The organism is Sphingosinicella sp. BN140058, assembly GCF_004135585.1.
Taxonomy (GTDB): domain Bacteria; phylum Pseudomonadota; class Alphaproteobacteria; order Sphingomonadales; family Sphingomonadaceae; genus Allosphingosinicella.
The window spans coordinates 4,238,182-4,259,702 of sequence record NZ_CP035501.1 but is presented as its reverse complement, the minus strand read 5'-3'; the positions used below and the strand labels follow the sequence as shown (position 1 = coordinate 4,259,702).

At 65.8% G+C, this 21,521-nt stretch carries 23 protein-coding genes and 1 tRNA gene; 7 read left to right on the top strand and 17 right to left on the bottom strand.

What is annotated here, in order from left to right:
• Positions 1–62: 62 nt before the first annotated feature.
• Both xth and ETR14_RS19135 read right to left on the bottom strand, forming a co-directional pair.
• Complete coding sequence (gene xth, locus ETR14_RS19140) at positions 63–857, bottom strand: exodeoxyribonuclease III (protein WP_129387611.1); 795 nt, start codon at positions 855–857, stop codon at positions 63–65.
• A 54-nt stretch (positions 858–911) separates the two neighbouring features.
• A complete protein-coding gene (locus ETR14_RS19135; protein WP_129387608.1) occupies positions 912–1,247 on the bottom strand; it encodes an iron-sulfur cluster assembly accessory protein in 336 nt (111 codons plus the stop codon).
• A 115-nt stretch (positions 1,248–1,362) separates the two neighbouring features.
• On the opposite strand from ETR14_RS19135, the gene purS reads away from it, so the two are divergent.
• Positions 1,363–1,626: a phosphoribosylformylglycinamidine synthase subunit PurS gene (purS, locus tag ETR14_RS19130; RefSeq protein WP_129387605.1), complete on the top strand. Its 264-nt coding sequence runs from the start codon at positions 1,363–1,365 to the stop codon at positions 1,624–1,626.
• Positions 1,623–2,288, top strand: coding sequence for a phosphoribosylformylglycinamidine synthase subunit PurQ (purQ, locus tag ETR14_RS19125; RefSeq protein WP_129387602.1), 666 nt, complete (start codon positions 1,623–1,625; stop codon positions 2,286–2,288). Before purS ends, purQ begins: the two co-directional genes overlap by 4 nt.
• A gap of 34 nt (positions 2,289–2,322) precedes the next feature.
• Here purQ and ETR14_RS19120 read toward each other — a convergent pair whose 3' ends face one another.
• The 4 genes from ETR14_RS19120 to ETR14_RS19105 all read right to left on the bottom strand — a co-directional run bounded on the left by ETR14_RS19120 (position 2,323) and on the right by ETR14_RS19105 (position 4,471).
• On the bottom strand, positions 2,323–2,616 hold the full coding sequence (locus ETR14_RS19120) for a hypothetical protein (RefSeq protein WP_129387600.1): 294 nt from the start codon (positions 2,614–2,616) through the stop codon (positions 2,323–2,325).
• A 177-nt stretch (positions 2,617–2,793) separates the two neighbouring features.
• A complete protein-coding gene (locus ETR14_RS19115; protein WP_129387598.1) occupies positions 2,794–3,108 on the bottom strand; it encodes a hypothetical protein in 315 nt (104 codons plus the stop codon).
• A gap of 1 nt (position 3,109) precedes the next feature.
• On the bottom strand, positions 3,110–3,850 hold the full coding sequence (locus tag ETR14_RS19110) for a queuosine precursor transporter (protein ID WP_129387595.1): 741 nt from the start codon (positions 3,848–3,850) through the stop codon (positions 3,110–3,112).
• Between the two features lie 105 nt (positions 3,851–3,955).
• Positions 3,956–4,471 carry a hypothetical protein gene (locus ETR14_RS19105; RefSeq protein ID WP_129387592.1) on the bottom strand — a complete coding sequence of 172 codons (516 nt, stop codon included), beginning with the start codon at positions 4,469–4,471 and terminating at the stop codon, positions 3,956–3,958.
• Between the two features lie 161 nt (positions 4,472–4,632).
• Between ETR14_RS19105 and ETR14_RS19100 the strand changes: the two genes are divergently transcribed.
• Positions 4,633–4,709, top strand: a tRNA-Arg gene (locus ETR14_RS19100).
• A gap of 79 nt (positions 4,710–4,788) precedes the next feature.
• Here ETR14_RS19100 and ETR14_RS19095 read toward each other — a convergent pair.
• Positions 4,789–5,211, bottom strand: a complete 423-nt coding sequence (locus tag ETR14_RS19095) for a hypothetical protein (RefSeq protein WP_129387589.1) — start codon at positions 5,209–5,211, stop codon at positions 4,789–4,791.
• Between the two features lie 144 nt (positions 5,212–5,355).
• On the opposite strand from ETR14_RS19095, the gene ETR14_RS19090 reads away from it, so the two are divergent.
• The 3 genes from ETR14_RS19090 to ETR14_RS19080 all read left to right on the top strand — a co-directional run bounded on the left by ETR14_RS19090 (position 5,356) and on the right by ETR14_RS19080 (position 7,488).
• Entirely contained in the window at positions 5,356–5,631 is a 276-nt protein-coding gene (locus ETR14_RS19090; protein ID WP_129387586.1) for a hypothetical protein, read from the top strand.
• Positions 5,632–5,718: 87 nt separating this feature from the next.
• Positions 5,719–6,081: a hypothetical protein gene (locus ETR14_RS19085; RefSeq protein WP_129387583.1), complete on the top strand. Its 363-nt coding sequence runs from the start codon at positions 5,719–5,721 to the stop codon at positions 6,079–6,081.
• 108 nt (positions 6,082–6,189) lie between these two features.
• Positions 6,190–7,488 (top strand): serine hydrolase, encoded by a 1,299-nt coding sequence (locus ETR14_RS19080; protein WP_206185871.1) that lies wholly within the window; start codon positions 6,190–6,192, stop codon positions 7,486–7,488.
• A 61-nt stretch (positions 7,489–7,549) separates the two neighbouring features.
• Here the strand turns inward: ETR14_RS19080 and ETR14_RS19075 are convergent, their stop codons facing one another.
• A complete protein-coding gene (locus ETR14_RS19075; protein ID WP_129387580.1) occupies positions 7,550–7,873 on the bottom strand; it encodes a ribonuclease E inhibitor RraB in 324 nt (107 codons plus the stop codon).
• Between the two features lie 103 nt (positions 7,874–7,976).
• On the opposite strand from ETR14_RS19075, the gene ETR14_RS19070 reads away from it, so the two are divergent.
• Positions 7,977–9,602 carry an NAD(P)/FAD-dependent oxidoreductase gene (locus ETR14_RS19070; protein WP_129387577.1) on the top strand — a complete coding sequence of 542 codons (1,626 nt, stop codon included), beginning with the start codon at positions 7,977–7,979 and terminating at the stop codon, positions 9,600–9,602.
• On the opposite strand, the gene ETR14_RS19065 is transcribed toward ETR14_RS19070, so the two are convergent.
• The 9 genes from ETR14_RS19065 to ETR14_RS19025 all read right to left on the bottom strand — a co-directional run bounded on the left by ETR14_RS19065 (position 9,603) and on the right by ETR14_RS19025 (position 21,100).
• Complete coding sequence (locus tag ETR14_RS19065) at positions 9,603–10,577, bottom strand: AraC family transcriptional regulator (protein WP_129387574.1); 975 nt, start codon at positions 10,575–10,577, stop codon at positions 9,603–9,605. It abuts the gene before it with no gap.
• A gap of 8 nt (positions 10,578–10,585) precedes the next feature.
• On the bottom strand, positions 10,586–11,821 hold the full coding sequence (locus ETR14_RS19060; protein ID WP_129387571.1) for an MFS transporter: 1,236 nt from the start codon (positions 11,819–11,821) through the stop codon (positions 10,586–10,588).
• A 605-nt stretch (positions 11,822–12,426) separates the two neighbouring features.
• Complete coding sequence (locus ETR14_RS19055; RefSeq protein ID WP_129387568.1) at positions 12,427–13,779, bottom strand: hypothetical protein; 1,353 nt, start codon at positions 13,777–13,779, stop codon at positions 12,427–12,429.
• A complete protein-coding gene (locus tag ETR14_RS19050) occupies positions 13,776–14,408 on the bottom strand; it encodes an ATP-binding cassette domain-containing protein (RefSeq protein ID WP_129387565.1) in 633 nt (210 codons plus the stop codon). The genes ETR14_RS19055 and ETR14_RS19050 overlap by 4 nt, the downstream gene beginning before the upstream one ends.
• A 121-nt stretch (positions 14,409–14,529) precedes the next feature.
• Entirely contained in the window at positions 14,530–16,677 is a 2,148-nt protein-coding gene (locus ETR14_RS19045; RefSeq protein ID WP_129387563.1) for a hypothetical protein, read from the bottom strand.
• Positions 16,678–16,759: 82 nt separating this feature from the next.
• Positions 16,760–18,523 carry an ABC transporter ATP-binding protein gene (locus ETR14_RS19040; protein ID WP_129387560.1) on the bottom strand — a complete coding sequence of 588 codons (1,764 nt, stop codon included), beginning with the start codon at positions 18,521–18,523 and terminating at the stop codon, positions 16,760–16,762.
• On the bottom strand, positions 18,520–19,335 hold the full coding sequence (locus tag ETR14_RS19035; protein WP_129387558.1) for a hypothetical protein: 816 nt from the start codon (positions 19,333–19,335) through the stop codon (positions 18,520–18,522). The genes ETR14_RS19040 and ETR14_RS19035 overlap by 4 nt, the downstream gene beginning before the upstream one ends.
• Positions 19,336–19,370: 35 nt before the next feature.
• The gene (locus tag ETR14_RS19030) at positions 19,371–20,114 is read right to left on the bottom strand and encodes a hypothetical protein (RefSeq protein ID WP_129387556.1); all 744 of its coding nucleotides are present in this window, start codon (positions 20,112–20,114) and stop codon (positions 19,371–19,373) included.
• A gap of 86 nt (positions 20,115–20,200) precedes the next feature.
• Positions 20,201–21,100 (bottom strand): hypothetical protein, encoded by a 900-nt coding sequence (locus ETR14_RS19025; RefSeq protein ID WP_371416824.1) that lies wholly within the window; start codon positions 21,098–21,100, stop codon positions 20,201–20,203.
• Positions 21,101–21,521 lie beyond the last annotated feature (421 nt).

The following is a 21,521-nucleotide window of genomic DNA, read 5'->3' as shown; positions in this document are numbered from 1 at the left end:
GAGCTCGGTCGATCGCTTCCCTCTCCCTAACCCTCTCCCGCAAGGGGAGAGGGAAAATTGGGTTAGGCCGCTTCTCCCTGATCCTCGATCTCGACCCAGGTCGGCGCGTGGTCGCTGGCTTTCTCGCGGCCGCGATAATCCTTGTCCACGCCGGCATCGAGCAGGCGGTCGGCGGCCTGGGGCGAGAGGAGGAGGTGATCGATGCGGAAGCCGGCGTCGCGCTGCCAGGCGCCGGCCGTATAATCCCAGAACGTCCAGACCGGCCCTTCCGGATGGCGGGCGCGGATCGCGTCGGTCCAGCCCTGATTGAGGATGGTGCGGAAGGCGGCGCGGCTTTCCGGCTGCATCAGGGCGTCACGCGCCATTGCCTTGGGCGAGAAGACGTCCTCGTCGGTCGGGATTACGTTCCAGTCGCCGGCGAGCACCACCGGCCGCTCCTCGGCGAGCAGTTCGCGGGCGTGGCCGCGCAGCCGGTCCATCCAGGCAAGCTTGTAGTCGAACTTCTCGCCCGGGACCGGATTGCCGTTGGGCAGATAAATGGACGCGATGATGACGCCGCCGACCTCCGCCTCGATGTAGCGGCTGTGGGTATCGTCGGGGTCGCCGGGCAGCCCGACCCGCCGCAGCACCGGCGCCGGTGCTGCCGCCGGAGTCAGGATGGCGACGCCGTTGAAGCCTTTCTGGCCGTGCCAATGGCCGTCATAGCCAGCGGCGCGGACGTCCTCGATCGGGAAAGCGTCGTCGGCGCATTTGATCTCCTGGAGGCAGAGCGCGTCGGGCTTCTGCTCCTCGAGATATTCGACGAGCCGGGGCAACCGCGCGCGGATGCCGTTCAGATTGTAGCTGACGATCTTCATGCGCCCGTGGATTAGCGGGCCATCACGCCCGCGTCACCAACCAAGGCGCCCGGTTCAGACGCTGAAGCTGGAGCCGCAGCCGCAGCCGGACGCGGCATTGGGGTTGCGGACCTGGAAGGCGGCACCGCCGAGGCTCTCGACGAAATCGACCTCGCCGCCGCGGACGAGATCGTGAGTCATCTCGTCGACCACGAGCGTGACTCCGTCGCGCTCGGTCGCGAGATCCTCCGCTTCCACTTCGTCGGCGAGACCGAAACGATAGGAGAAGCCGGCGCAGCCGCCGCCCTCGACCGCGAGCCGCAGGATCGCGGGCTTGCCGGTTTTCCGCGCGATCGCGGCGACGCGGGCGGCAGCAGAGGGCGTGAGGACGATCTCGGGAAGCTGAGTCATGCCGGAAAGATAGGGCGCGCCGGGCCGTCCCACAAGCGAGCCGTCGCACGCCGCGCTTGTGCGATCGGGCGCACGGTTCCATAGGACGCGCAAACTCCAGCGGCGAGCGAGACTGATGAAAACCCGCGTCTACGTGACTCTGAAGAACGGCGTCCTCGATCCGCAGGGCAAGGCCATCCACCATGCCCTCGAAGGCCTCGGCTTCTCCGGGATCAACGACGTCCGCGCCGGCAAATTGATCGAGCTCGATCTCGCTGAGAGCGTCTCGGACGAAGAGATCGAGTCGATGTGCCGCAAGCTGCTCGCCAACACGGTGATCGAGAATTTCCGCATCGAGCGCGCCGACGGCATCGACGACAGCGCGGATCGCGCGGCATGAACAGCGCGGTCATCATCTTCCCGGGGTCCAATTGCGACCGCGACATGCTGACCGCACTGGAAGCGGTGACCGGGCGTGCGCCGAGCAAGGTCTGGCATCGCGAGACGGCGCTGCCCGACGGCATCGACCTGATCGCGGTCCCGGGCGGCTTCTCCTACGGCGACTATCTGCGCTCCGGCGCGATGGCGGCGAGATCGCCGGTGATGCGGGCGGTCAGCGAGGCGGCCGAGCGCGGCGTGCCGGTGCTCGGCGTCTGCAACGGCTTCCAGATCCTGACCGAGGCCGGTCTGCTGCCCGGCGCGCTGATGCGCAATGCCGGTATCCGCTTCGTCTGCCGCGACGTCGCGCTGACCGTCGGCGAAGCGCGCTCGCCCTTCACCGCGGACTACCGGCCGGGCGAGAAGATCGTCATTCCGGTCGCGCACCATGACGGCAATTACCAGGCCGACGCCGACGTGCTCGATCGTCTCGAGGGCGAAGGCCGCATCGCCTTCCGCTATGCCGGCGAATGCAACGGCTCGGCCCGCGACATTGCCGGCATCGTCAGCGACAAGGGCAATGTGCTCGGTATGATGCCGCATCCGGAGCGGGCGGTCGAAGCCGCGCACGGCAACCAGGACGGCCGCCGATTGTTCGAGGGTCTGCTCGAAACGGTTGGCTGATCCGAAAAAAAGGAACGCTGGCTCGGCCCCTAGATCAGCGGCGCGAGCCGGGCCGGACGTCCGATCGAAACCCATAATCCCAAAGCGGCGTGAACGGCTGCACGGGCAGGGCAGCGGTGCGGAGCTTGGCAGCGTGACGCTTGAGGATCCCCTTCCACTGCGCCGCGGTTCTGCAGGCTTGCGCACTGGTCGGCTGGTTCTGCTTGTCGCGCAACGGAACGCAAACCACCTGATCCGGATCCCAAGTTTCCGACGCCACCTTCGCGGCCGCTGGCACTGCCGACAGGGAGACGAGAAGGGTGGCTGCAGCGAGAAGGTAAGGACGCATCGAACGACTCCCACGATCAGGCCCGAAGGCTAGCATCGAACGTTCGAAGATGTCCAGAAGTTGCTGGAAAGTCGGCGCCGCGCGCGCGAAACTGCAGTTCGTACGGAGATCTTGATCGATCGGGAATGCGCGGCTGCGCGCTCTTGCAGCGGCACGTTGCGTCCGGAACGAAGGGCTTTATTTCTTGAGCACGCGGGTGAAGCGGGCAAGCAGGAACAGGATTGCCGGCCAGAAGCATGTATTCCACAGATCGTGGGCGTTCAGCGCCCAACGCACACGGCGCCCGGCCATATGGGTGTCGAGCACGTCCCAGATCTCGCCGGCGAGCGCGGCGGCGATGACGATCCCGATCGGAAGCATCGACTTGAGCGAGCGCCGCGAAATGATCGCGGCCGCCAGGAACAGGGTGAGGCCGACATAGACGTGGAGCGTGTCCTTGGGCAGGCCGGTCGTCTGCACCAGCCACAATTTGGTCTGCTGAAAGCTGGTCATCTCAGAGCGCGGTCCTGAACGGAGTGAAATCGGTGCCGCTGTCGAAGACGTCGACGCCTTCGCGGCGCTTGAGGAAGCCGACCACGGCATAGGTGACCGGGGTCAGCAACACCTCCCACAACACCTTGAGCAGGAACTGGCTGAGCATCACCCACAGCATCGCCTCGATCGGCCATCCCGGCGCTCCGTAGAAAGCGAGCGGGTAGAAAACGAGGCTGTCGATCCCCTGCCCGACGATTGTCGAGCCGATCGTGCGGGACCAGAGATGCCGCCCGCGGGTCAGCACCTTCATGCGGGCGAGCACGTAGCTGTTCGCGAACTCGCCGAGCCAGAAGGCGATCACGGAAGCGAAGACGATCCGCGGCACCTGGCCGAACACGCTTTCATAAGCTGCCTGCCCCGGCCAGTCCGATGCGGGCGGCAGTGCCACCACCACCCAGCTCATCAGCGCCATGAACAAGGTCGCGACGAACCCCGCCCAGATGCAGCGCCGGGCGCGGGCATAGCCATAGACTTCGGTCAGCACGTCGCCGAGCACGTAGGACAGAGGGAAGAACAGGATGCCGGCGCCGAACGGCCATAGGCCGATCCCGGGCAGGTCGATCTCGGCCCGCTTGCCGGCGCCAAGCACGTTCGAAAGCAGCAGGATGGTGACGAACGCCGCCATCACGAAATCGAAATAACGGAATCGTGCTCGTTCAAGCGCGGTGACGTCGACGGCCTGCGGTGATCCCCCGGTCATGGAGCGGACCTAGCGCGCCCGGCGGCATCGCCACAAGGGCCGCGCAACATCACCGGTGGCGCCCAGCGCGTCGATCTCGCACGAAGCGCGCTTCGCCTCCCGCTATCAGCGTGGCGGCGGCGTGCGCAATCCGTATCGCTGCCGGGCCCAGCGATACGGATCCTCGATCGATTCCGATGTAAGCGGACGTTCGCCGCACGCCGTCTGCAGCAATGCGAAGACGGGGCTATCGGCTGGCGGCGGCGAACGATCGTCGAACGCTTGCGGGTCGGCACCGGGCGGCGGTGCGCGAACGATGCCCGGCGGCAGCGCCATGCCGTTCAACGCACGAAGACCCGGCTCGACCTCGAACCGCTTGCTGGCGCAATCCACCAGTCCGGGCTGGGTAACCGCATCATGGCGCTGACCGCCCGAGGTTGCGGGCTTCGGGTAAACCGCCATCGCCAGGAAGCTCGCCGCCTGACCGACCCGCTTGATGTCGCCGATGAACAGGCTGAGTTCGGGTCCCGCATCGATCAGCCGCCAGTCGAGGAAATCGGCATCGGGCGGGGACGGTACCTCGTGGGCAGTTCCGGCGCCCGAGATCAGCAACGCACTTACGAAAAGAATCGACCGCAGCATCGGCTTGGCTCCTCCCAGTGACGGAAGCAGCATAGCAGGTCCACCCACTATGTTCATGCTTTGTTTTCGCCCACTCGGATCGTCTGCCCCACAGGGACAACGGCTTCGCCACATCGCGCCGTTCCCTCTCCCGAAGAAAGACGCTAGAGCGGCGCGGTCGCGCGCCCGTAGCTCAGTTGGATAGAGCACGAGCCTTCTAAGCTTGGGGTCACAGGTTCGAATCCTGTCGGGCGCGCCATCCACCGCAGGATCGAACCTGTTCGAAGTCGAACCGCAGCCGAGCTCATTCCGGTCCGCACATCGACAGCCGTCCGAGTTCATGCGTCGGCGGACATCTCCTTCCTTCCGAGCCAAGCCTTCGCACTGCCTCGGAACAGCATTGTCATCGCGGCACATTGGAGCAGGAAGGAGACACCGTCGATCAGCACATGAGCGGGTCCCATCGCGAGGACTCCAGGCAGGTTGAACGGGATCCCCGCACTGGCAAAAGCGGTTACAGCCACGAAGAGCCAGTTCGCGACGCGGCTACCCCTCCGGTAGATGAAGAACCAGAACATCGTGTACGACAGACCGAGAAAGAAAATGCCCACGATCGGCCCAGCGGGCGAGCCGCCATGGGCGATCGCCAGTCGGCGCAGCGGCGCATAGTGGATGAAGATGTTGACGATTGCGGTCAGGGTCGCCGCCAGGTTGAGCCGGTTGAATGACATTATCGACCGGGGTTTGCTGACGGCTGTCATTGATGCCTCTCGAAGTTGGGGGCCGCCATGATTCGGCGCCGCCCTGCTCACCTAAGACCAGCCTGCGAACATATTGCAGGCAGAATTCCCTTAGCGCGACCTTGCAGCCTGCCGCCCGCACCCAATTTGGAGACGCCGCGCCTCATGGCCAGAAAGAAACGCTATCTCATCGCAACCATGGCCGACGGCACCGTCAAGACGATCGGCCCGACGACCGCACCGTTCACCCACTATTGGCGGATCATCGGGCAGCTGGAAAATGGCAAAACCGAGATCTTCTGGGGACATTGCAAGTCGCTGAAGGAGGCGACCGGCAAGAAGGCGGCAACGGCGGACGCGGCACGCCAGCGCGGGTGGCAGCATTACGAGTTCGAGATCGTTCGGGTCGTCGAGAGCTTCGCGCCGCCGGAGGGCAGCTAGGCGCGCCCCGCGGCCGACAGATCGTGGTTGAGAGTGGCCCCCGGAAGCGGCATGCGCGTCGGCGATCGCGAGAGGGAGCATGTAAAGGTGGCGGAGCAGCCTGCGAGCGAATGGAATGATGAGACGGTCCGCACCTGGCTGCAGAGCCGGATCGCTTCGGCACGGGCGGATCAGGTTGCGGCGGAGCGTGGCGGGCGCGAGCGGCAGGACGAGTGCGACAAGGCCGCCGCCGAGGAGATGGTCTGCACGCATGTCAGGGACGAGCGCTCCACCGGCAGCCAGGCCGCCTTCATGGAGGCCCTGCGCGCGCTGCTCGATAAAGACGATTACATCTGGAGCGGCGTCTACAACGACACCCGCTTCGATCGCCACGTTCGCACCTACATCCGTAAGCTGATCAGGATGGCGAAGACCAACGAGGGCTTCGACAATCTCAAACGCTATCAGTGACGAATAACGCCTTACGGTCGCGCGCGCTCCGGCGCGCTTGACCGCGCGGCGGCCGCGCCAGCATGATGGCGCCCTTACTTGCGTGGGCTGGGCTGAGGGGAAAAACGAATGAGATCGATCTTCGCGCGGGCTGCGGCCGGCCTCCTCCTCGCGTCGGCGCTGACAGGCAGTGTCGTGATGACCGGCGGTGCCGCGTCGGCGCAGGGCCTTCGGGCCGCGGCCTCACCGTCCGTCTCCGCCCAACGCATTGGCCGGGTCGGCGCTCTTTTGCAGAACTATGTCGATCAGGGCCGGATCGCCGGCGCAGTGATCCGGATCCAGCAGGACGGACGCGACGTCTATTCGGAAGCGTTCGGCTGGCGCGACAAGGAGGCTCGCGATCCGATGCGCGAAGATAGCATCTTCCGCATCGCCTCGCAGAGCAAGGCGCTGACCAGCGTCGCGATCATGATGCTGATGGAGGACGGCAAATTGCTGCTCGACGATCCCGTCGGCAAGCATCTGCCGGAGTGGCAGAAGACCAACGTCGCGGTAGCTCGTTCCGACGGCGGCTATGACGTCGTGCCGGCGAAGCGCCCGATCACCATTCGCGACCTGCTGACCCACAGCGCCGGCATTTCGTACGGATCCGGCCCCGGCGAGAAGGCCTGGCGCGACGCCGGCATCTTCGGCTGGTATTTCGCCGACCGCAACGAGCCGGTCGCCGCGGTCGTCGCCCGAATGGCCTCGCTGCCGATGGCGGCGCAGCCGGGGGAGCAGTTCGTCTACGGCTACAACACCGATATCCTGGGCGTGGTGGTCGAGAAGATCAGCGGCAAGACGCTGGCCGCCTTTCTCGACGAGCGGCTGATCCGTCCGCTCGGCATGAAGGACACCTCCTTCTATCTGCCGCGCGAAAAAGCGGGACGGCTCGCCGCCGTCTATGCGGCCGAGGCGGGCGGGCTGCGCCGGGCGCCGGATCCCGGCACCTGGGGACCGAACGGTCATTCCGGCCAGGGCGATTATCTGAACGGGCCGCGGCTCGCCTATTCCGGGGGCGCCGGATTGCTGTCGACCGCGGCCGATTACAGCCGCTTCCTCGAAATGATTCGGCGCGGCGGCGAACTCGACGGCCGGCGCTACCTCGGACGCAAATCGGTCGAGCTGATGACCGTCAACCATCTCGGCGACATCCCGTACAATGCCGGCATGGGCTTCGGCTTGGGCTTCAGCATCCGCGAGGATCTCGGCAAGGCGGGTCAGCCCGGCTCCGAAGGCGAGTTCGGCTGGGGCGGCGCCTATCACAGCCAATATTGGGTTGACCCCAAGGAGCGGCTCACCGTCGCCTACATGGTCCAGCTGCTGCCGGCCGGTGACATCGACGATCACGGCAAGCTGCGCGCGCTCATCTACCAGGCGCTCGAGTGACGCGCTTTGGCTGATGACGGCGGAAGATGCCAATGCGGGCATCTCCTCGCCATCGCTCGCGTCACGCCTCGAAGCAGCCCCAGCCATCCGGGCGGCCGCCCTGCTCGGCGGCCAAAGTGGCGAGGCGTTGCTCGGTCGCGGTAACGTTTGCACAAGTCGGGAGCATCGGCGCGGTGGTGACGGTGACGTCGAACGGAAGGCCGGGCTTGTCGTAGGGGCGAACCACAGGCGTGAACCCTTCTGCATCGACCCGGCGGGCGAAGGCGATCGCGCCCTCGCGCGTCGGAAAAAGATGGCTGAAGTCCATCGGCCGAGGCCTGCCGAGATCGTCACCGGCAGCCGCCATGCGCCTCAGCACCTCTTCATTCTCGTCGTAAAGCGACATGCTCCCCCCTCGCCTGCCATAGCCGCTTATGAGCGCACCGCGGGCGCAGCAAGCCGGATCGACGGAGTCGCGCCGGCCGCCGCCTGGCGCTACAGGCGCGCGCATGTTGCGCATCACCGAATTGAGGCTGCCGCTCCACCATCCGGAGGAGGCGCTGCCCGCCGCCATCTGTCGACGACTGCGGATCACGCCGCGCGACCTGGTTCGCTACGTCGTCGCGCGTCGCGGCAACGACGCACGCGACAAGAGCGCCATCCAGCTCGTCTATGCCGTCGACGTCAACGTTCGCAACGAAGCGGCGGTGCTCGCCCGCTTCGTCAAGGACCGCAACGTCCAGCCAACGCCCGACACTCGCTACCAACTCGTCGCCAAGGCGCCGGAGAGCGGGGTGACGCCGCGGCCAGTCGTCATCGGCGCCGGCCCGTGCGGCCTGTTCGCGGCCCTGATCCTCGCCCAGATGGGCTTCCGGCCGATCATCCTGGATCGCGGCAAGGTGGTGCGCGAGCGGACCAAGGACACGTGGGGGCTATGGCGGCGCAGCGTTCTCGATCCGGAAAGCAACGTCCAGTTCGGCGAGGGCGGTGCCGGCACCTTCTCCGACGGCAAGCTCTACAGCCGGATCAAGGACTCGCGAAATCTCGATCGCAAGGTGCTGACCGAATTCGTCAAGGCGGGTGCCCCGCCCGAAATCCTGACCGAGGCGCACCCCCATATCGGCACCTTTCGGCTGGTGACGATGGTGGAGAGCATGCGCGAGACGATCGAGGGGCTCGGCGGCGAATACCGCTTCTCGACGCGCGTCGACGGCGTCGATATCGCCACCGACGCGTCCGGACATCGCAAACTACGCGGGCTTCATCTTCACGACGGCACCTACCTCGAAGCGGACCGTGTCGTGCTCGCGATCGGACACAGCGCCCGCGACACCTTCGCGATGCTCCAGGCGGCAGGCGTCCATGTCGAGGCGAAGCCGTTCGCGATCGGAGTTCGGATCGAGCATCCGCAATCCTGGATCGACCGCGCGCGGTTCGGCGCCAATGCCGGCCATCCGATCCTCGGGGCCGCCGAATATCATATCTCGCACCAGAGCCGCGACGGCCGCGCGGTCTACAGCTTCTGCATGTGTCCGGGCGGCACCGTGGTCGCCGCGACATCGGAGCCAGGCCGGGTCGCGACCAACGGCATGAGCCAATATTCGCGCAACGAGCGCAACGCCAATTCCGGCCTGGTGGTCGCGATCGATCCGGCGCGCGACTATCCCGGCGATCCGCTCGCCGGGATCGCGCTGCAGCGCCATTGGGAAGAGCAGGCTTTCGCCGCCGGCGGATCCAACTACAAGGCGCCGGCCCAACGCCTCGGCGATTTCCTCGCCGGCCGGCCCTCGACGACCCTGGGAACGGTGGTTCCATCCTATCGCCCCGGCGTTCAGCCGACCGACCTCGCCCGCTGCCTGCCCGAGTTCGTCGTCGAGGCGATGCGCGAGGCGCTGCCGGTCTTCGGCCGGCAGATTCCCGGTTACGACCATCCCGACGTCGTCATGACCGGAGTCGAGACCCGCACCTCCTCGCCGGTCCGCTTCACCCGCGGCGCGGACTTCCAAAGTCTCAACACTGCCGGTCTGTTTCCGGCCGGCGAGGGCGCCGGCTATGCAGGCGGCATCCTCTCGGCGTCGGTCGACGGGATCAAGGTCGCGGAAGCCGTGGCGCGGAGTCTCGGCGCAGGCGCATGATCATGCCGGCTGCCGCTCAACCTTGGCGCGGCGCCGGATCTCTCCCGGGGCGCGGCCGACGTGTCGCTTGAACGCGCGGCTGAACGCCGGCGTGGACCCGTAACCCAGTCGCTGCGCGACCCGCCCGATGCTCATCCGCTGCTCGCGCAAAAGCCGACTCGCCAGAGTCATGCGCAGCCGCGCGAGATAGCGCGCCGGGGGCTGGCCCAGCGCGGCGGCGAAGCTTTCGGCGAAGGCCGATCGCGATAGGCCGGCAGTCTTCGCCAGCGCCGAGGTCGTCCATGGCCGGGCCGGATCCCGGTGCATCGCCGCCAGCGCGCGTCCCAGCCGGGCGTCGCGGAGCGCGGCGAGCCAGGCATGCCCCTCTCCGTCCCCATTTTCTACCCAGGCGCGGATCAGCCGGGTGATGATCACGTCGGCAAGGCGCGATAACACGGTGGCACCGCCGATCTTCGGCGCCAGCACTTCATCGGCCATCGCCTGCAGCAGGCTGTGCAAGGTCGCATCGCTCTGCGCGCCTGCCACCGTCAGCATCGTCGGCATCATGTCGAGCAAAGGATGCAGGCAGGGTTCGTTGAAGGTCACGCTGCAGCTTGCCACGACCGCATCCGCGTTCCGGCAGCGATCGAAGCTGTAGACGCGTTCGCCGACGGCGCGGAGATCGAGCTCGGAAACGCAGGTCGTCCGTCCCTCGGGGGCGCTCCGCAGCGCGTGCGGCGCGCCCCGCGGCAGGAAGACGGCATCGCCGACCGCCAGCCGCTGCGCTGCCTCCCCCTTTGCCTGCAGCCACGCCTCGCCCTCGATCACGAAGTGCAGCCGACCGGTGCCATCGTGCGGGAAATCGATACCCCAGGGCGCCGAAAGCCGGCCGTAACCATAAGCGACGCCGGCGATGCGGAGGTCGCGCAACAAGCCGCTGAGCGGATCCTCCTCGAGCGGCATCGCGCCCTGCGCCGGGTGCGGAGGCGCCTGCATGCGCCCGCTCACGCGGCCGAACAGGCGCAGACAGCGGCATGAGGGGCCGGAGGTGCACGGCGCAGGCGCACGACCAGGCTCAATCCGATCGCCGCCGTCACTGCGCAATAACCCTGCGCGCCGAGCACGCCGAAGCGGTCGACGAGCAGCCCGCCGAACACCGCGCCGCCGGCGATCGCGACCTGGAAGGTGGCGGTCAACGCCCCGCCGCCAAGCTCCGCCTTGTCCTCCGTTTCGGCCGCGACCCAGGCCTGAAATCCGACCGGCAGCATCGCAAAGCCCGCTCCCCATAGGGTCAGCGCAGACATCGCCGCGACCGGCGCTGCACCGAGGACGAGCAGCGTCGCCATAGCGGCAGCCATCGCCAACGCACCCGCCGTGACCGAAAGCCTGGGATCGCGCGACGTCATCAGACCGCCGGCGATGTTGCCGAGAAAGCCGGCGCCGCCGAACAGCAGCAGCGCCAGCGAGATCGCCGGCACGTCCAAATTCGTGACCCGCTCCAGCACGGGCCGGATGTAGGTGAAGGCCGCGAAGTGGCCCGAAACGATGAGCAGCACGGCGGCAAGCGCCCAGCGCACCGGCCGACGCGCGATGACGTCCGCCAGGCCGGCGAGATCGGCCGTTCCGGTCGGCGCCAGCTTCGGAATGGTAAGTGCGACGCAGGCCAAAGCGAGCAGGCTCACTGCCCCCGCCAGCCAGAAAGCCGCGCGCCAGCTCAGCAGATCACCGATCATCGCGCCGACGGGCGCCGCCGAGACGGTGGCCACCGTGACTCCGGTGAAAACGATCGCCATCGCCCGCCCGAGCGCCGCCATCGGTACCAGCCGCATCGCGGTCGCCGCCGCCATCGACCAGAAGCCGCCGAGCGCCACCCCGAGCAGCACACGGGCGATGAGCAAGGCGGCGAGGCTTCCGGCCAGCGCGGTCAGCAGGTTCGACAGGCAGAGCAAAGCCAGCAAACCCAGCAGCACCGCCCGCCGATCCCATGCGCCGGTCAGCACCGGCACCAGAATCGCGGCGAAAGCGCCGACCACCGCCGTTGCGGTCACCGCCTGGCCGGCGGCGCCGAGCGACACCGCCAGATCGCGCGCCATCGGCGTCAGCACGCTTGCCGGCAGGAACTCGGCCATGACCAACCCGAACACGGCCAGCGCGAGCGCGCCAATGCCGCTCCACACGGCGCGATCGCCGGCATCCGCCTCCACAGCGTCGGCGACGCGCCCTGTTATTCCATCCACCATCCGCAAACCCCTTGTGACATGGCCGGTCACTTGGGATGCCAGGGCCGGCGTCTCAATGACGGAAGTGCCGGAAGTCGTATCCATTCGTCCTGCGGGCTCCAGCAGCCCCTTAGCGGCGGTGCCGAAGCAACACTCAAGCGGAGAGCCGCGCACAGGCGGATCAGCCGTCTGCGAGCGGCCGGTAGCCGATGCCGGACGAGTCAGGGCTGAGCGCGAGTTGCTCCAGCACCGCGAACTCCTTGCGGGTGAGATGGATCTCGCGCCGTCCCGGGTGACAGTGTGATTGGGAAGATCGATGGCGACGATTTTGCCTTAGCAAAGGGCGCCGGATGCAGGCACTAACGATGTCGAGCTGCTTGCCCCCCTCTCTCCTGCGGGCGGCCGGTCCAAGTAGAAGACGCTGTTCGGAGCAACCATCCTATCTTCCTCTACCGTGGCGATGAAGTCGCGACAGCTTCTGGTTTTGCCGGGCCGCGGCTGCCGTGCCGCTTTCTCGCGAATGCCCGGACCGGCATTCGAGGGGGCAGGTTGCGTTAGGTTCCAGCTGAATTGGAGGCCCCGAGCCGAAGCGAAGACGGCGAGACAAAGGCGGCCCGCGGCGATGCTCAAGACGCGAAGTAGGCGTACCAGAGGACCATCAGCGCCAGCCTGGGGACGACTGCCGAACGCGTGACGATGGCAAGTCCCGCCCCGATCGACGTGGCCGCCGCACCAGTGGCGAGGCCAAGCAGGATCGGAATGACCGAGCCATGCCCCACAGCAGCCGGAAGCGACAGGAGTAGCGGGATCAGGGCACCGGCGGCAATGAACGCGGACCACTTCCCGGAGGCGGCGCTGCCCGCGGTAAGGGCCAAGCTTCGCAGCGAGAGACTTTGCCAACGACCAGCTTCGCGCGGCACTGCGAAGATCAGCCACAGCAGGATCGCAGGACTGACGAAATGGCGATAGTCGAGCAATGCTCCGGCTGCGGCGAGCGACGCGAGCACCAGCAGCATGCGACGACCACCCACCATGCCCTCAGCCTCGCTCCTGAGGCTGCCGAGCCACGGTTGCGCCGATCGCCGCGCCATTGCTGCAGCGCGGCCCGGAGCACCCCCCGATGAGCGCTTGGGTGCCTTTTGGCTGGCCGCTTTCGGCGAGCGGTAAAGCAGCCCCGCCACCGCGGCGAGCCCGATCCCGATCGTGCACCAGACGAGGCGTGAAGTCACGTAGCCATTCGAACGGAGACCGGCGACGACATCAACCGGGACACGGCCGGAGCTGACTGGAAAGACACCCACTGCCAAGCGGTGGTTGGCCCCCACCTCGCCGGATGAAAGCGGCCGCACGAACCCTGCGAAATCACGGAGGCCGTCGATCGTGCCGGTGCCGCGAACGCCGGCAGCAAGCGGGGTCGCCAGCGAGACCAGCCAGATGACGGCGAACAGCACGTCGCCGAGCGCGCCGCGCGTCAGGTTGCAGGAATCCACCAGGGCGCGGAGCCCCGCGAGCACTACGAGAGGCGGAAATCCGATCAGCCAGATCGTCACGGCAACGACCCAAGGCGAGCCGCCGTCGTCGGTTTGCCAGGCGAGCAAGCACCCTGCCGCAGTGAGTGCCGCAAGCATCAACGCAAGGACGGCAATATCCGCGGCAAACCGGCCCAGCGTCTGCTCGACCGATGACGCGGCCGCGACATCCTCCGTCTGCCACGCACGAACGTTCGTCACGTTTCGGCGCAGATAGGCCCAGGCGATCGGCAGAAAGCTCGTCGCTACGACCACCCCAAGCGAAAGCCCGACCACCGCCGGCGTCATCACGGGCAGACGACCGTCCACCGCGACCGCCATGGCCGTGCCGTCTTCGCGCGGCACCCAGAAGCGCGCACCGATCGGCGCGACCAGCATCAGCAACCAGATGCCCCGGCTGTTCAGATATCGGCCCCAATTCAGCCGAGCGGTTGCGGCCGCGGCACTCATGCCTCCATCCCGCCGATCCGTAGCGTCGCTACGGCGTGATCGGTCAGTCGCTCCGGCTGATGGGTGGCCATCACGATCGTCGCCGAATGGCTGCGCTCGATCAATGCGGCTTCGACGCGGGTGGCCGATTCGGCATCCAGCTCGGCGGTCGGCTCGTCGAGAACGATCAGCGCCGGATCGCCGAGCAGCGCCTGGGCGAAGATGAGGCGCCGTCGCATGCCGCCTGACCAGCCCGATAATGGGACTTCCAGATCCTGGTCGAGATTGAGAGTGGCGGCGAGGTGGAGGAACTGCAGGTCGGCTTCCGCTAACCGCAAGCCCTTGAGCGCCGCCATGTGGCGAGCAAATCGGCGCGCACTGATGTCACCGGGCAGATCGACCGATTGGGGTGCGTAGCCAAGCGACCGGCGCAGCGATCGCTTTGCCCCGGGCAATGCCGCCCCGCCCCACGACAGCTGACCCCGATCCGGAGGCTCGGCCGTGGCGAGCAGACGCGTCAGAGTCGACTTCCCGCCCCCCGACGGCCCGACCAGGAGCGTCAGGCCTGTCGGAAAGTCGGCGCTGAAACCGGAGAGAACCTGCTTGCGCCCATAGGATTTGCAAAGATTGACGGCCTTGAGATCGGTCATGCTGTGCCTTCTCGCCCGGAAGTATCCATGCAGCGACCGGCCGTCGCCCGGATCGTTTGCAACGTCTGCCAGCCGGCAGGAACATCTTGCCAGCACCGTGAATGGGCCTCGCGGAAACCAGTCACTGCAACCCGGCCCTGATCGCTGGCCGGGCCGCAGGCGGCGCAGAACGAATGATGTGATCGATGACCTGCGCGGGATCAGAGGCCGGGGCGGCTTGTCGGGCTTCGTCGCGCAGCACGATACCGAACGCATCGAGCATCTGCCGGCTGTTGCCTGCCGCGCCAAGCAAGACCATCGGCCCTTCATAATAGGCACGCTCGTCGGTCTGCACGAGGCCGCTTAGCGGCGGGGCGGCGCCCCTGTCCTGCAGCAGCGGCGCGGTCAAATCCTTCAGCAGGGCCGAAATCTGGGATGTCGAGAGAATTCGGCGCTGCTCGAGTCGCGCGAGGGCGGCGGCCTGGGCAAACGATTCCAGCACAAGCGGCGCTCCCGGCTTCTTCTCCGGCACGAGCGAATATCCCCACCATTGGTGCGCGATTTCATGCGATAGGACCAGGCGCGTTCCCACCGTCAGGCAGTCGGCCGACGGTCGCAGGTACCGCTCGCTGATCGCCGCGGCGCCGTAAAAGGCCGAGGTCTGGTTCAGGTGGTTGGGAGTCTCGATGATGTCGAAAGCGGTTGGCGGAAGCGGGCGCCAGAGGCGCGAATACGCGCCGATCTCGTCACTGGCGTAGCGCGCAACGCAGCCCGGAGACACGAGCGAATATGGTGCTGCATAAGCAGTGCGGATCAATCCGGTTCCCGGATCCGTGAGGCGCGCGATCCGGAACCGGCCGGCGGCGATCAGAAGGTTGGACAAGGCGGCAGGCGGGATCGCCGCCTGCCATTGGGATCCGCGAAAGGCGCCGCCGCCCAGACCGGCGGACGCGATCTGCAGTCCGGCCGGAGCGCGAACGCTGATCGTGCCGTACAAGCGGTCGGAAAGCTGATAATTCTCGCCGGCGCACCCAGTCGGCTGGTCGGTCATGCATGAGGCTTTGCGCGGCAAGGGAAGGAACATCGCAGTCGTCAGGACGAAAGCGTCGGGCATGACCACGCTACGCGCGAGCACATCCAGCCGGTTTACCGGCGCGAGCAATCCCCGATAGCGCAACAGTGCCGTCGCGCCTGGTCTCAGCGGCCTCGTCATCCGCACCGCGATGCGGCGCGCATCGCTCTCGACCCGTCCCTGGCCGGGATCGGCAAGATGCGCGGAAACGATGCGCAGCACAGGTGCCTTTTCGAACAGCAAGCTATGGAGCGGGGAAGCACCGTCGTTTCTGACGAGCATCACCCCGTCGACCCGAATGCCCGCACCGGCCTGGCGGGCGTCGATCGCGACCTTTGCCGCGACCGCTGTCGGCCGTCGATCCGGTTCCTCGATCAGCCCGGAGCGCCCCAGGTCCCGCTCCGCATAAGTGCGCTCGACGACCGCCGTGGCATTGCGAAGGTCTGCGGCGACCCAGCACATGGCGATTACCGCGCCCAGGGCGGGAACCAGGGCGAAGAGCCGCGCCCGCCCGCGGCGCTCGGCATGGCGTAAGCCGCGCAACATGGACGTGGTCCGATCGTCCAGGCCGGCGAGCAGACACACCATGGCCACTGCCGCCAAGGCCCAATAACCGCGGAAAAGCCAGGCGGCCTCAAGGCCGACGGCGTGTCGGGTGGCGAACGTCAGCATCAGGTTGGGCGTGCTGCCGAACCCGAACAGCCTTGCATCGACATAGGGACCGGCCGCAATCACGGCCGCTGCATAGAGGACGAAGAGGAAGGCGGTCATCGGCCAGCGCCGGGTGAGCGCGTGCAGAAACTGCAGGAACACGAATACGAGGAACAGATCGGTGACGAAGCCGGTCCACACATCGGTGCCGCCGCGCCATGTGCTGCGTGCACCGGCGCCTCCATCCGCAGCCCAGAAAGAGGCCATGGTGGCACCCGTGAAAAGCAGCGCCAGGATGGCCGCGGCAACGCAGACTGCAGCGGGGCCTGCAACCGGATGGGCAACCAAGCCGCCTTTTCCGAGCAAAACGGTAAGCCAGCGGTCCAGTACCCCGATCAGCAGCAGGCCGGCCGTCGCCGCCAGGATCGGGCAGGATTGGTTGACGATCAGAAGTGCATAACCCGTATCGAGGCGTTCGGAGATCCCGTAGGTCTGAATGATGCCGAGACGGAACAGGGCGTAGGTGCCGGCGAGGTAGACTGCGCCGACGAACGCGATCCAGACCAAGTCAAAATGATCACGGGCCGGCCGGCGGCGTCCAGGAGCGGGAGCGATGTCGGAGATCATCGGCGCAACCGCGAGAACCGGGTCAGCCGAGGGATCGCGCGGCCGGCATCGCAGCGTCCGTCATGCGGCGCTCCGCCAGCCGGAGCCCGGCATGTTCCACGAAGCTGTTATTGCCGTTCAACCGCCAGTCGGCCGGCGAACCTTCGAAGACGACACGCCCCGCCTTCATCACGACGAGATGGTCGACATCGTCGATCAGACTTCCCTGGTGGGCGATCACGACAATGGTCGTTTGCCCGCGGAGATTCTTCAGCGCGACACCGATCGCGCGCTCGCTCGCGACGTCCAGCGAGGCAGTGGCCTCGTCGAGAACCAGCGTTCCCGGCCGGCCTGCAAGTGCGCGCGCCAGGGCGATCCTCTGCTGTTGCCCGCGCGATAGATTGTCGCCGTCCTCCGACACCATGTGCTGGAAACGATCGGGCAATTGCATGATGTGATCGTTGATCTGCGCAGCCTGGGCGCTGCGCCGGATCGCTGCTTCATCAATCTCCGCACGGCCGAAGCGAATATTGTCGGCAATCGTCGCACGGAACAGAAACGGTTCCTGCGGCACGATCCCGATGCCGAGGCCGGGTTGATCGCCCCTGTCGATGCGGCCCCGCTGGGGCCGCAACAAGCCCATCAGCAGGGCTGCCACCGTGCTCTTCCCGGATCCGCTTTCCCCGATCAATGCGGTGGTCCGACCCGCCGGAACGAAAAAGCTTACGTCTCTCAGGGCCGGCACCGCTGAACCCGGATAAGTGTAATCCACATCGTGGAACCGATACCCCGCAGCCATGTCGACGACATCGGACGGCGGGCTCGGATCGGACGCGGCTGCGACCACAGGATCGTCTTGAAGCATCTTCTCGTGCTTGCGATACATGAGCTGCGCCTGCCGCAACTGCCCTGCGGTCATGCCTGCCTGCGAGATCGCGGCAACGAGAATCACCGCATAGGTCAGGAAGGTGACGATCTCTGTTCCGCGCATCCGGCCGGCAGCGACTTGCTCAACGCCGACGAGAACGATCACCGACACCGCGATCGAGAGAATGACGAAGGCGACCGGATTGATGAGGACAGCGATTCGCTGGTACTGCCTGATGATCCGGAAGGCGCGATCAAGGGTGGCGTCGAACAGGGCCTGGAAATAGGCTTCCTTGCGAAATGCCTGGATGACGTAGCGGTTGCCCGCGGCCTCGAGAAGCGACGCGACCACGCGAGACCGCTCGACCTGCATGCGCACGAGTGACCGCGACAGCCAGGCAACGAACAGTCCGATCACGCCGGCGACCACCGCCGTGCTTATGAGAGTGGTCGCGGCCATTCTGACGTCGACCAGGAACATGGCGATGAGTGCACCGATCGTGAATAGGATGTGCCGCACGAACGACACAGCGGTATCGCCATAGGCGGACTGGATGATCGCCAGATCGGATATGAATTCCGAAGCCTTGGCACCCGCTTGCTGGCCGGCATCATCGGCGAGTGTCTGCCGCATCAGCCGGTTGAAGAATCTTGCCCTGAGCTCGACCCCGACCCGCTCGCTGACGATCGAGACGATATAGGTATACAGGGCCGCGAGCGCCGCCTGGCCCAGCGCCAGGGCGAGGATCTGGACACCGATTGCAAGAAGGCCACCGGAGTCGTGGGGCCCGCTGGTTCGAGGCAAATCGGCTATGAAGTCGCTGACGCGCTGCGGCAGCACCAGGATACAGACGGTCCCCGCCGCTAGAAGCACGGCAGCGATCAGATATTGCGTCCTGAATGGCCGCGCGAACCGCGCAAGGTCGGCATAATGGCTCATACCGCCACCGCGCTGCGCGGCGAATGCGCATCGGCCGATCGTGCGCGATCGGCGACCACCTTGAAAAGCCAGACTGCGTTCAAGGTGTTGGGCAGGTGCAGCCCGCTATCCCGTCGCTCGCCATCAAGCTCATCTTGGACCAGCGGATTGACGAACCCGTAGGTTCCCGCGACGGTACGCTGCAAGGCTACGAAGCGGATCGCTTCTGCCAGGTAGATGTTGTTCCAACCCGCGTCGATCAGGAAACGCAGGATTCTGATGCCGCAGTCGAGCCGGTAATCGCGCAGTTCGGAGAGGGCGATCAGCGAAAGCAACTCGGCGGTGATTTGCGACAGGATGACGGACGTGCCGCTAAGTTGCTCGATCAACTCCTGGATGGCGTCGCTCGATTGCAGCAGCAGGAATTCATCGGCGGGAAGAGGCTGGGTGCCTGGGGCTCCACCAGAGCCGGGCGCGAAGCCGTGGTTCGCCAGCAGCCTGACGAGCTGGCCGGCCCGCCCGCTCGACCGCACGTCCGGCGGCAGCTGCGCCACCTCGTCTGCGATCAATTGAACGAGTTCGCGCATCTGCGGCGTTTCGCACCCGGCATTTGCCAGCATCTCGAAGTGCGAGACCAGCAGGAGCGGATCGAGCTGCAGACTATTCGCGTTCGGGTGACCAAGCACTGTCCGGGCCATCGCCTCCGCTTCCTCACAGGCTTGCTCGGCATCGGCGCTCTCGGCTGTGGCGAGGAGCAGGCAGGCGCGGGCAAAGCAGGCCAGCGGAAACAGATCGGGCTTGTCGCGGAAGCCGCCGAGATACTTCAGGGTCACGGCGCGTTGCGTACCCGTGATGAGGCAGTCTTCGATCAAAGTGCATCCTCCTGCAGAAATATCAGGCAGGCTATCGTGCTGCGCAGCCTGAGGCCGACATCGGATCGTTCGAAGAACTCGCTGTAGAGAACGTTTCGAGCGGGCATCGGAAGAAGATCGTCGGCGGCAATGCCGACGAGCAGGGATCGCGCAGCGCCCAGCAGCGGCTCGGGCGCACCATAAAGCTGCTGTGCCAGCAGGGCGAGGACGGCGATCCAATTCAGATCTCCGTCGCGGATCGCCTTGGTCAGCATTAGCCGGGGAAAGATCGAGGGCCATGCCGAAGTCTCGCTTGCCTGGGCCGACAGGATCTGGGCAGCCATCATCAGCGTGATCACGTCATATTCGTCGGTTCGGGTGCGAAGCGCGCGCTTGTCGATCAGCTTCCGGATCTCGACCGGCAGCGTATCCGCGTCGTGCGTGGCGACGCCCGCCGTCCCCAGATGGAGGGCAATGGCGCGCAAGGTCAGGATCGGAAGCTCGCTGAAGCCGATCACCCTGCCGGCGTACAGATTGGCTAGTTCATCAACATCCGCCGGCACGAAATCGTCGGCCTCGCTCGCCAATGCGAGCAGCATTGCAATTGCATAACTATAGTCGGTTCTCGAAACGAGGATGTTCGCCAGCAGTCCCGACCGGGTCCAATCGAGAGCCGATCTCGCGATCGAAGCTCTGATCGCCCGCAAGCCGGCATGCCGCGGAAGCGTCTGCACCAATTCGACCACGGCGGTGACGCTCATCAATCCATCGGTGCCCGGGCGGGTGCCAAAGTCCGCAAGAAGGTCGCTTACGCGGAGCAAACAGCGTTCATGGAGCGGCGCAAGGCTCATCGGCCCGCTCCAGCAAGGCGGAAGAGGATCGAGGCGACGAGGGTGGTGTGGTAGATTTCCGCGAAGTCGGCCCTGCCTTCCAACAGCCGGTTCCGAACCGACGTCGTTGGCGGCACCGCGCCTTCGGGAACGATGAGCGACAGCATGCGGTTCATTCCGGCATCCACCACCAATTGCTCCGCAGCAGTGGCAACGAAGCCGCACATGATCCAGCAGATGAGGAGTTCGCCAAGCACATCGCCGTGATCGGCGCGGACCATCATCGTGATCAGCGCGATCAGCGTCTTCTGCAGCCGCAGAGCGTCCGACTTTCCGGCCCAGCTTGCGGCCGGCCGCAACCCGACATCGGTCACATAGAAGAGGGCGTGCGTAAGCGAGTAGGTATCATCGAGCGAATAGCGGGGAAGCGAATGCTGGCGCCCGAACGCGGTGCGGCCAAACGCCTCCAGTAGTTCCGGCATCACGTCGATCTTGTGGAGACGGGCGATCGCGTAGCCGAATTCCAGCTCGCGATACGGCAGCCGGTCCATGCCGTCGAAGAACCCGAAGTCGATAAGCATGTCGAAGAATGCGGGTTCGAAGGGTGGCGGCGCACCGTTGACTTCGAAGAAGTCGGCAACCAACGAGAGCGGCGATCCCGACGATGGATCGAAGCGCGCCAACTCGTGCCAGTCGAAACGCCGGGCCTCCTCAAGAACGAATTCGACAAGCCGGCGCCGACTCTTGAACGCGACATCCTGCCTGATCATGATCAGCAGGAAAAATGCCAGTTCCATGATCGGCTTCACCCGCCAAGGCACATCGTTCCCAAGAACTCGCTGCCCCGGGTCAGGCGCGTCCAGCCTGAAGAGCGATTGCTGAGCCAGGAGCCAACCACAGCATCGATCGGCAGCCATCGAGATCGATCGCTTTCGCAACCATGAACTAAGCATGATACTGTCGCCCCACCGCAGTATTGAAAATGTGGCGGGGACAACGAATTGCCCCCGCCAGCACCTTACTCGCCAGCTACGGTCGGGTAGATCAGCAAGTAATGATTCGAATCGAAAGCCACACCCCAACGCGGAAGCGAGGAATTCAGGCCGAAGCTGGTGCCCGACTTGATGCTGGTTCGTGCGGCGTCTTTGGTGAAGTTAAACATAACTAAACCTTTCCTGCTTAGCTGACAACAGGAAGCCCCCTATTTGAGACCCCCAGATCCATTCTTTGCCTGGATCCGCCGCAAGTATTCTAAAGCGGCAATCAAGAGTCAACTGGCTACTAGTCGAAATATGAATTTAGTGCGATCGACTAGAGACTTCCGATTTACAGAGCACA